Annotated in this window: 8 protein-coding genes and 1 pseudogene; 6 read left to right on the forward strand and 3 right to left on the reverse strand. The window is 63.4% G+C overall.

From position 1 onward, the window contains the following. Positions 1-1,055 (forward strand): oligopeptide/dipeptide ABC transporter ATP-binding protein (locus tag EOA75_RS21965; protein ID WP_164747490.1); only part of this gene is annotated, 1,055 nt, incomplete at its 5' end. Between the two features lie 20 nt (positions 1,056-1,075). Here the strand turns inward: EOA75_RS21965 and EOA75_RS21970 are convergent. Further along, positions 1,076-1,666 (reverse strand): transglycosylase SLT domain-containing protein, encoded by a 591-nt coding sequence (locus tag EOA75_RS21970; RefSeq protein WP_127325140.1) that lies wholly within the window; start codon positions 1,664-1,666, stop codon positions 1,076-1,078. A gap of 212 nt (positions 1,667-1,878) precedes the next feature. Here EOA75_RS21970 and EOA75_RS21975 point away from each other — a divergent pair, with 212 nt between their 5' ends. Both EOA75_RS21975 and EOA75_RS21980 read left to right on the forward strand, forming a co-directional pair. Next, positions 1,879-3,417, forward strand: coding sequence for a trimethylamine methyltransferase family protein (locus EOA75_RS21975; protein ID WP_164747491.1), 1,539 nt, complete (start codon positions 1,879-1,881; stop codon positions 3,415-3,417). 218 nt (positions 3,418-3,635) lie between these two features. After that, positions 3,636-6,062 (forward strand): FAD-dependent oxidoreductase, encoded by a 2,427-nt coding sequence (locus tag EOA75_RS21980; protein WP_127325142.1) that lies wholly within the window; start codon positions 3,636-3,638, stop codon positions 6,060-6,062. 27 nt (positions 6,063-6,089) lie between these two features. Here EOA75_RS21980 and EOA75_RS21985 read toward each other — a convergent pair whose 3' ends face one another. After that, positions 6,090-6,482 carry a DoxX family protein gene (locus tag EOA75_RS21985; RefSeq protein ID WP_127325143.1) on the reverse strand — a complete coding sequence of 131 codons (393 nt, stop codon included), beginning with the start codon at positions 6,480-6,482 and terminating at the stop codon, positions 6,090-6,092. A gap of 199 nt (positions 6,483-6,681) precedes the next feature. On the opposite strand from EOA75_RS21985, the gene EOA75_RS21990 reads away from it, so the two are divergent. Then, positions 6,682-7,170, forward strand: coding sequence for a hypothetical protein (locus EOA75_RS21990; RefSeq protein WP_067328944.1), 489 nt, complete (start codon positions 6,682-6,684; stop codon positions 7,168-7,170). 124 nt (positions 7,171-7,294) lie between these two features. On the opposite strand, the gene EOA75_RS21995 is transcribed toward EOA75_RS21990, so the two are convergent. Then, positions 7,295-8,071 carry a VOC family protein gene (locus EOA75_RS21995; RefSeq protein WP_127325144.1) on the reverse strand — a complete coding sequence of 259 codons (777 nt, stop codon included), beginning with the start codon at positions 8,069-8,071 and terminating at the stop codon, positions 7,295-7,297. A 279-nt stretch (positions 8,072-8,350) separates the two neighbouring features. Here EOA75_RS21995 and EOA75_RS22000 point away from each other — a divergent pair. Both EOA75_RS22000 and EOA75_RS22005 read left to right on the forward strand, forming a co-directional pair. Then, positions 8,351-9,070: pseudogene (locus EOA75_RS22000) on the forward strand (gamma-glutamylcyclotransferase). 108 nt (positions 9,071-9,178) lie between these two features. Then, a partial coding sequence (locus EOA75_RS22005; RefSeq protein WP_127325145.1) for an FAD-dependent oxidoreductase occupies positions 9,179-9,877 on the forward strand: 699 nt, incomplete at its 3' end.

The following is a 9,877-nucleotide window of genomic DNA, read 5'->3' on the forward strand; positions in this document are numbered from 1 at the left end:
TCGTCAAGGCCAACGAGACGATTTCGTTCACCGCGCGCGAGTCCGAAACGGTCGCGATCGTCGGCGAGTCCGGCTGCGGGAAATCGACGCTCGCCAAGGTGCTTTTGGGGCTTGAGACCGCAAGCTCGGGCACCGTGACGCTGGGCAACAAGGAGATCCAGTCGACCGGCATCGAGAGCCGCAATGTCGAGACGGTGTCGTCGATCCAGATGGTGTTCCAGAACCCGTTCGATACGCTGAACCCGAGCCACACGGTCGGCTCGCAGATCATCCGCACGCTGGAGAAGTTCAATGTCGGCAAGACGGTCGCCGAGCGGCGCAAGCGCATGCTGGAGCTGCTCGACCTGGTGAAGCTGCCGCGGGCCTTCGAGACCCGCAAGCCGCGCCAGCTCTCAGGCGGCCAGAAGCAGCGCATCGGCGTGGCCCGCGCCTTCGCTGGCGACGCCAAGGTGGTGGTGGCCGACGAGCCGGTCTCGGCGCTCGACGTCTCGGTGCAGGCGGCGGTGACCGAGCTCTTGATGGACATCCAGCGCAAGAACAAGACGACGATGCTGTTCATCAGCCACGACCTGTCCGTGGTGCGCTACATCGCCGACCGTGTCGTCGTCATGTATCTCGGCTATATCGTCGAGCAGGGCACGACGGACCAGATATTCTCGCCGCCCTACCATCCCTACACCGAGGCGCTGCTCTCGGCGATCCCGATCGCCGACACCAGCGTGGTCAAGAAGCACATCGTGCTCGAAGGCGATATCCCATCGGCGATGAACCCGCCGACCGGCTGCCCCTTCCAGACGCGCTGCGGCTACAAGAAGCTGGTGCCGGACAATCTGTGCGAGACGACGGTGCCGCCGGTGAAGAATCTCGGCAACGGCCATATGAGCCTGTGCTGGCTGTCGGACGATGTCTTGGCGAAGATGGAGCCGGTCATCAAGTTCGACAAGGAGCATGCGGCACATGAAGGCGTGCCGGACGACGCGCCGCACGGCACCGGGCCGGGCTTTGCCGGCACCCCGCCCAAGCGCCCGAGGGGCAAGAGGCCGAAGTCGAACTAAAACTTCGCCGGGTCCCGGCCTCAGTTCCCACATTGCCGCAACTGGGCGGCGTAGTCGCGGGCCATTTGGTCCGTGGCGCGCGCGTAGTTCTGCACGCCGGCATCGCCGCGATTGCCGCGTCCGTAGGCCGACCAGCCGAGATAGTAGGCGAGATAGAGACTGTAGGTGTCGTTGCGGGCGACGCCGAAGCTGTCGACAGTCTTGGAATGATACCAGCCGACGAAGTCGATGGCGTCGGCGAAACGGCTGCGGCGCGCCGCCCAGTTGCCGGTCTCCATCTGATATTGCGACCAGGTGCCGTCCAGCGCCTGCGAATAGCCCGCGGCGGTGGAGACATGTTTCCAGGGAATGAAGCCGAGCAGCTTGGTGCGCGGTGGCCGGGCGTTGCTTTTGAAGCCGGATTCCTTGCGCACCGTCGCCATCAGCACCGGAACGGGAATGCCGTATTTTTGTTCGGTGCGCTCGGCGGCGGACTGCCAGTTGTCGAACCAACCGTCATTCTGGTCGAAGACGGCGCAGACATTGTTGATGTGGCTGGGCGCCGTCGCGCAGGCTGAAAGCGCCAGCAGCACAGAGACAACGACAATTTTACTAAAACTCGAGCTAGGCATCGGAAGACGAATAGGGCGAAATCATAAAAGGAATCTTTCGAGCTTCCTTAACGCCGACCGAGGCTCCTCGATCTGGGCCTATCGATATTTCGACTTCACTCGTCGTATTTGTCTTCATCAGAATGAAGAAAATGCCGCCTTGGCTAAAATCACGCCGGCAAATGGCGAATTCCTGACAGCTCGCGCCTGACGTCGGCGCTCTGATAGACGCCATGACCGAACCAAGACGAAAACGCGGCGCCGAACGGACCAGCAACCGCGGGCCCGCCCCCATTCCGCAGCTGCCGCCACGGCGTGTGGTCAACCCTTACCCGCCCATGGCGGTGCTTTCGGCCGACCAGATCGAGTCCATTCACCAGGCCTCGATGCATATTCTCGAAAATTTCGGCATCGAGGTGATGAGCCCGCGAGCGCTCGCGCTGTTTGAACGCACCGGCGCCAAGGTCGATCACAGCTCGATGAATGTGCGCCTCGATCGGGGCATGGTCGACGAAGCGCTAAAGACGACACAGGCCAGCTACACACTTACGCCACGCAACCCGGCTCACGCCGTTTATCTCGGCGGCAACACGATCAACTTCACGCTGGTGGCCGGGCCGCCCAATGTGCACGACATGGAGCGCGGCCGCCGCGCCGGCAATCTCGCCGACTATTGCGATCTCGTCCGGCTGGCGCAGCATTTCAACTGCATCCACATGCTGGGGAACCAGGTCTGCGCGCCGATCGAGCTGCCGGCGAATTCGCGGCACCTCGACACCTACTTCGCCAATCTGACGCTGACCGACAAATGCTTCCATGTCTCGGCGATCGGCCGGGGCAGGGCCCTGGACGGCATCGAGATGATGGCGATCGCGCGTGGCTTGACTCTCGACCAGGTCGGCCAGGACCCCGGCGTCACCACCATCATTTCCGTCAACTCGCCGCGCCGCTTCGACGAGATGATGGCCGAAGGGCTGATGACCATGGCCGAGTTCGGCCAGTCGGTGGCGGTGACGCCGTTCACGCTGATGGGCGCGATGAGCCCGGTGACGCTTGCCGGCGCGCTGGCGCAGCAAAATGCCGAGGCACTGTTCGGCATCGTGCTGACCCAGTTGGTGCGGCCTGGCGCGCCGGTGATGTATGGCGCCTTCACTTCCAATGTCGACATGAAGTCCGGCGCGCCGGCCTTCGGCACGCCGGAGAACACCAAGGCCAACATCGCCTCCGGGCAATTGGCGCGGCGCTACAATCTGCCGTACCGCACGACGCCGGGCTCGGCGTCCAATGCCGCCGATGCGCAAGGCGCCTACGAGACGCTGATGGCGCTGTGGGGCGCCGTGCTTGGCCACGGCAACCTCGTCTATCATGCCGCCGGCTGGCAGGAGGGCGGACTGACGGCCTCATTCGAAAAACTCATCATCGATGTCGAGATGATGCAGCACATGATGGAATTCCTGCGGCCGATCGTGGTCGACGAAGGCGAATTGGCGGTCGACGCATTGGGCGCCGTGCCGACCGGCGGCCACTTCTTCGGCGAGCAGCATACGCTTGAACGCTATGCCACCGCCTTCTATCAGCCGATGCTCTCCAACTGGCAGAACTACGAGGCCTGGCAGGAGGCCGGCGCGCTCGATGCCACGGCGCGCGCGACCCAGCTCTGGAAGAAGGCGCTGGGAGAGTACGTTCAGCCGACAATGGACCCAGCCGTGCGCGAGGCACTTGAAGCCTATATGGCGCGCCGCAAGGAAGCGATCGGGCAGGGCGAGCCGTGACGGTTTTGGAACGCTGGCGCCGCCCCTCATCCGCCTTCCGGCACCTTCTTCCGTGAAGGACGGGGAGAAGGGAAGCGCTACAGCGCTGGCGACCCCTCTCCCCGTTTTTCACGGGGAGAGGGCAAGGGTGAGGGGCAGCGCCGACGTTTGAGGAGAGACATGCCTCTCATCCTGAATCCACTCAGTCATCCAACTCACTGAGATAACGAGAAGAACCCATGAAGTCGCATGCAAAGGTCGTGGTCATCGGCGGCGGTGTTGTCGGATGTTCCGTGCTGTTCCATCTTGCCCGCCACGGCTGGACGGACGTGGTGCTTCTGGAGCGCGATGAGCTGACCTCGGGCTCGACCTGGCACGCGGCCGGCGGCATGCACACCATCAACGGCGATCCCAACGTCGCCAAGCTGCAGAAATACACGATCTCGCTCTACAAGGAGATCGAGGAGCTTTCCGACCAGGCGACGGGGGTGCATCTGACCGGCGGCGTGCTCTTGGCAGCAACCGAGGCGCGGCTCGACTGGCTGCGCGGCGTCGTCTCCAAGGGCCGCTATCTCGGCATCGACCTCGAGGTGATCTCGGCGAAGGAAGCGGCCGAGTTGATGCCGCTCATCGATCCGAAGCAATTCGTCGGCGCCGTGCGCAACAAGGAGGACGGCCATCTCGATCCCTCCGGCGTCACCCACGCTTACGCCAAGGCGGCGCGGAAGCTGGGCGCGGAAGTGGAGCGCTTCACCAAGGTCGAGGACATCGTGCGCCGGCCCGACGGGCTTTGGCGCGTCATCACCAACAAGGGCGATGTGATCACCGAGCATTTCGTCAACGCCGGCGGTCTTTGGGCGCGCGAGGTCGGCCGCATGGTCGGGCTCGAACTGCCGGTGCTCGCCATGGAGCACATGTACCTGATCACCGAGGACATGCCGGAGGTCGCCGACTGGAACAAAAAAACCGGCACGGAAATCATCCATGCGGTCGACTTCGACGGCGAGCTCTATCTGCGCCAGGAGCGCGGCGGCATGCTGATGGGCACCTACGAGAAAGCCAACAAGGTCTGGTCCGAATTCTCCACACCCTGGAATTTCGGCCATGAGCTCTTGGAGCCGGATATCGACCGTATCGCGCCTTCGCTCGAAGTCGGCTTCCGTCACTTCCCGGCCTTCCAGAAAACCGGCATCAAGCAGATCATCAATGGACCTTTCACCTTTGCGCCGGATGGCAATCCGCTGGTCGGTCCGGTGCGCGGCCTGCCGGGCTTCTGGGTCGCCTGCGGCGTCATGGCGGGTTTTTCCCAAGGCGGCGGTGTTGGCCTGGCGCTCGCAAACTGGATGATCGAGGGTGATCCCGGCGCCGATATCTGGGCGATGGACGTGGCGCGCTACGGCGACTGGGCGACGATGGCCTATACCAATGCCAAGGTGCGCGAGAATTACTCGCGCCGCTTCTCGATCCGCTTCCCGAACGAGGAACTGCCGGCCGGGCGTCCGCTGAAGACAACGCCCCTTTACGACACATTGTCGGCCAAGGGCGCGCAATGGGGCGTCGCCTTTGGGCTGGAAGTGCCGCTCTGGTATGCGCCCGAAGGGGTCAAGGACGAGTTCTCCTGGCGGCGGTCGACCGATTTCGACCATGTCGGCAGCGAAGTGGCCGCCGTTCGCAACGGCGTCGGCCTCTCGGAGATCTCGAGCTTCGCCAAGTACAAGGTGACGGGCGAGGGGGCGGCAGCCTGGCTCGACCGTCTGCTTGCCTGCAGGTTGCCGAAACCCGGCCGCATGACGCTGGCGCCGATGCTGAAGGAAGACGGCAAGCTGATCGGCGATTTCACGCTCGCCAACATCGACGACAGCGACTGGTTCATCGCCGGCTCCGGCGTCGCCGAGCAGTACCATATGCGCTGGTTCGAAGCGCATCTTCCGAAGGACGGCTCGGTGGAGATAAAATTGCTGGGGCAGAAGCTCACCGGCCTAGCCATCGCCGGGCCGAAGGCGAGGGCGGTGCTGGCCAAAGTCACCCGCGCCGACGTCTCCAGCGCGGCGTTCCCATTCATGGCCGTCGCCAGGATGGATATCGGCATGGCGCCCTGTCTTGTCGGCCGCGTCAGCTACACCGGCGATCTCGGCTATGAGATCTGGGTGGCGCCGGAATATCAGCGCGCCGCCTACCAGGCGCTGGTCAAAGCGGGCGAGGAATTCGGCATCGGCCTGTTCGGCTCACGCGCGCTCAATGCGCTCAGGCTCGAAAAGAATTACGGCTCATGGGCGCGCGAATACCGGCCGATCTACGGACCGGTCGAGGCCGGGCTCAACCGTTTCGTCGCCTATGGCAAGGAGGCTGACTTCATCGGCAAGGAAGGAGCACTTGCCGAGCGCAAGCAGGGCGGCAAGCTCCGGCTGCGCGCCTTCATCGTCGAGACCACTGATGCCGATGTCATCGGTGACGAGGCGATCTGGCATGACGGCGTCGTGCGCGGCTGGGTCACGTCCGGCGGCTATGCGCACAATTCGAAGACGTCGGTCGCCATGGGCTATGTGCCTAAGGAGATCGCCGACAGGCCGGACGGCTTCGAGATCGAGATCCTCGGCAAGCGGCATGCGGCACGCATTCAGTCCGCGCCGCTGTTCGATGCCAATTTCGAGCGGATGCGCGCCTGAAAAACAGGCGCGCGTCCGCACAGGGCATCAGGCACCGCGGCGGTTGTCGAGCGCGAAAGCGCCGGGACCGGCAAAGACCAGATAGAGGAAAATGAAACAGAACGAGATCGCCGCGTCGCCGCCATTGTTAACGGGGAAGAAGTCGCGCGGGAAATGCGCCATGAAATAGGCGATGGCCATCTCGCCGCAGAGCAGAAAGGCCACGGGGCGGGTCAACAGCCCCAGCGCCAGCAGGATGCCGCCGGCGAATTCGAGGATTGCCGAGGTCAGCGCGAGCCCCGTCAGCGCCCCGGCATGGGCGCCGGCGGGGAAATTGAACAGCTTCTGGGTGCCGTGCTCGGTGAACTGCAGCGCCGTCATGATGCGAAGCACGCCCAGCGCCTGCGGCTGATAGCGGGAGAGACCTTCAAAAAGCTTCATCTAAACTCCATCTTGCCCTTCCGGACCCGCCATAAATTATCGCCCGGAAGCGGACCATTCACTTCCCATGCCCTGCCATCAACCATCGGTGAGTGGGCATGAGTTCACCTCTTCCGGCTTATTCTCGCCGTGGTTGCAATTGTCTCTCATAAGTTGTATTGATGCGCGGATACACCAAATCATCCGGGAATCCATCGCCATGAAAAAATTCGCCATCAGCCTCTTCGCATTCCTTGCAGGCACGAGCTTCGCCATAGCTGCCGATGCTGGTTGTGATGCCTTCAAATGGCCGGTGACACGCGAGCAGGCCCTGTTTCCGTCAGCGTCCGCCGCCCAGTCCGGCGCGGCCCTGACAGTCGGGCAAGCGGCGGATTTCTCACTTGCAGCGGTCGACACGATCGGGTTTGAAGTTCCGCCTGGACGTGCACCGGCAGCCGGCACGTTCGGCGCGATGGCAAGCGTGACCGTACCGGCTGAAGGTGAGCTCCAGTTCAGCCTGTCCGATGAGGTCTGGATCGATGTCGTCCAAGACGGCCGCGCCGTGAAGTCGGCGGGCTTCAGCCGCGCGAAGACCTGCCCAGGCATTCGCAAGAGCGTGCGCTTCAAGCTGTCGGCCGGTCCGGCCACCGTGCAGCTCAGCGGCGCCAAGAAGGCCGATCTCAAAGTGGCGGTGCTGACGCCGGAGTGACGCCCAAGAGGGCGACGCCGGCGCCGGGCCAGCGCTCCCCTCTGCCCGGCCCGACCTCCGCAGCAGCTGCGCCGCGGCTGCGGAGGATGGACCGGACATCTGCCCCACAAGGGGGCGGCAGTTTCTACCGCCCAGGCGCCAGCAGCGCGAAATGCGCGCCCTGCGGGTCCTGGCATTGGACGATCCACTGCGCGCTCGGCACCTCCATCGGCCCCATCAATACCTTGCCGCCATTGTCGGTGACACGCTTGGCGGCGGCGTCGATCGCGTCGACGTTGAAATAGAACTGCCAGACTGGGACCGGGATCTGCGGCGGCTTGTTCATCATGCCGCCGCCGGATTCCGGGCCGGCGCCGAAGGTCTGGTAGATGCCCATCTCGCCCATGTCGAACTGACCGGCGCTCTCCCAGCCGAACTGGCTGGAATAGAAGTCGAAAGCGGCTTTCCAGTCCGAGGTGTAGAGCTCGTGCCAGCCGACATGACCGGGCGTGGTAGCGGGTACCGGCGGCTGCTCGGGCTGGTTGGGCTGCAGGAACATGAAGGTCGCGCCCTGCGGGTCGGCGACGACGGCGAAGCGACCGACGCCGGGAATATCATCCGGCGCGCGATGAACGGCACCGCCAGCGTCCTTGAGCGCCTTCGTCGAGGCATCGACGTCCTTGGTGTAGATGTAACCGAGCCAGGCCGGCGGCATGCCCATCTTGGCGGCATCCTCCGGCATCGTCATCAATCCGCCGACGCCGCGCAGGCTGGAATTCACCACGATATAGCGCGGCATGCCCGACGCCTTGTCGAAGGGCTCGGCCCGCCAGCCGACGACAGCAGTATAGAAAGCCTCGGCGGCGTCGAGGTCGGTGGTCATCAGTTCGTACCAGAAGAAGGGTTTTGCGGCATTCGGCATGGTCGGTCTCCTCACCGGTTCAGGCAGCGATCGCGGTTCCGATCCATCGTAGGACGATCTCGGCGACAGAAATCCGACATCTGGACCAGAAATCGAGAACGGCAAGGCGCTCATGCATGTCACTCAAAAATGCGCAGCGGTTTTGGGCGGCCGACACGCATCAAAATCGGAGCTTGAAGCGCGTCGGCCAATCCGTTCTGCGCGAAGCGCCATAGGAACCGTGATCTTGCATGGCCCGGGGTTTTAGCCTTTGCTGCGGGCAACGAGGGGCTGTCTTCCATGCGTGAATGTCGCTTACGCCCGAGAGTGGCTTTGTGCCATCGCGAGGAGCTCGACCCTGCGGGGACTGGACCCAGCTTAACGACGACGATTTCCGCGCGCTCGCCTCGCGCCTGTCAGACGAGGCCGACGAGGGGCCGCTCTGGGTGTTCGCTTATGGCTCGCTGATCTGGAAGCCGGCGTTGGAATCCATCGAGCAACGCCGCGCCTCCGCCTATGGCTGGCATCGCTCCTTCTGCCTCGACATGGTGCGCTGGCGAGGCAGCGCCGCGCAGCCGGGGTTGATGATGCTCGAGCGCGGCGGCTTTGTGACGGCGTCATCTATCGTCTGCCGGACGGCGAGAAGCCCGCCCAGATCGAGAGATTGCTGCGGCGAGAAATCGACGATCATGAAAGCGTCAGCTCGGTCCGGTGGGTTCCGGTACGCACGGCGCAAGGATCGCTGCGGGCGCTGGGTTTCTGGGTCGGGGTACGGGTAGGGGCACGTCGCTCAGGCAGCCGCTCGAAAGGGTGGCAAAGATACTGACACGCGCGTGCGGCCATGTAGGTTCCGGCGCCGAATATCTTTACTACACCGTCAGCCACCTCGAAACATTCGGCATCCATGACGGCAATCTGTGGCGCCTGCAGGAGCTCGTGGCCGACGAGATCAGGTCGATCCATCCCTCCAGGATTGAATGCGCTGAACCGACAGACATCGGCGTGGCGAAACATGACTGATATTATCATGTTTTTATGCAAGCAATACAGCAGCTTGGCCGAAAATTGACCAATTGATAAAAAAATAAAACGTGCTAGCCTTCCTCAAAACAAACAAGGGGAACTGGAATGGCGACTGGTCATTTCATCGAAGGCATAGCCGGCGGCCGGCTGTCTGCCGAGCAGTATGCCGATAATTTTTCCGACCTGCACCCGCCGCTCGATCATCACGAGGCGCTGGTCGAGTCCGATCGCTGCTATTTCTGCTACGATGCGCCGTGCATGAATGCATGCCCGACCTCGATCGATATCCCGATGTTCATCCGGCAGATCGCGACCGGCAATCCGCTGGGCTCGGCCAAGACCATCTTCGACCAGAACATTCTTGGCGGCATGTGCGCCCGCGTCTGCCCAACGGAGACGCTGTGCGAAGAGGTCTGCGTGCGCGAGGTGGCGGAGGGCAAGCCGGTGCAGATCGGCCGCCTGCAGCGCTATGCGACCGACGTCGCGATGGATGAGGGCAAGCAGTTCTACAAGCGCGCCGAACCGACCGGAAAAACGGTCGCCGTGGTCGGCGCCGGGCCAGCGGGCTTGGCGGCGGCCCATCGCTTGGCCCGCCACGGCCACGATGTGACGATCCTCGAAGCGCGGCCGAAGGCTGGCGGCCTCAATGAATACGGCATCGCGGCTTACAAGAGCGTCGACGATTTCGCTCAGGCCGAGGTCGACTACGTCACCGCGATCGGCGGCATCGACATCCAGAACGGCAAAGCGCTCGGACGGGACTTCCAGCTTTCCGACCTGATCCGCAACTACGATGCGGTGTTC

This window comes from Mesorhizobium sp. M1A.F.Ca.IN.022.07.1.1, assembly GCF_003997575.1.
Lineage (GTDB): Bacteria > Pseudomonadota > Alphaproteobacteria > Rhizobiales > Rhizobiaceae > Mesorhizobium.

Bases quoted from the DNA above. Each gene is read 5' to 3' on its own strand.
- EOA75_RS21985 (WP_127325143.1), bottom strand. From the start codon at position 6,482: ATGAAGCTTTTTGAAGGTCTCTCCCGCTATCAGCCGCAGGCGCTGGGC.
- EOA75_RS21970 (WP_127325140.1), bottom strand. From the start codon at position 1,666: ATGCCTAGCTCGAGTTTTAGTAAAATTGTCGTTGTCTCTGTGCTGCTG.
- EOA75_RS21990 (WP_067328944.1), top strand. From the start codon at position 6,682: ATGAAAAAATTCGCCATCAGCCTCTTCGCATTCCTTGCAGGCACGAGC.
- EOA75_RS21975 (WP_164747491.1), top strand. From the start codon at position 1,879: ATGACCGAACCAAGACGAAAACGCGGCGCCGAACGGACCAGCAACCGC.
- EOA75_RS21980 (WP_127325142.1), top strand. From the start codon at position 3,636: ATGAAGTCGCATGCAAAGGTCGTGGTCATCGGCGGCGGTGTTGTCGGA.
- EOA75_RS21995 (WP_127325144.1), bottom strand. From the start codon at position 8,071: ATGCCGAATGCCGCAAAACCCTTCTTCTGGTACGAACTGATGACCACC.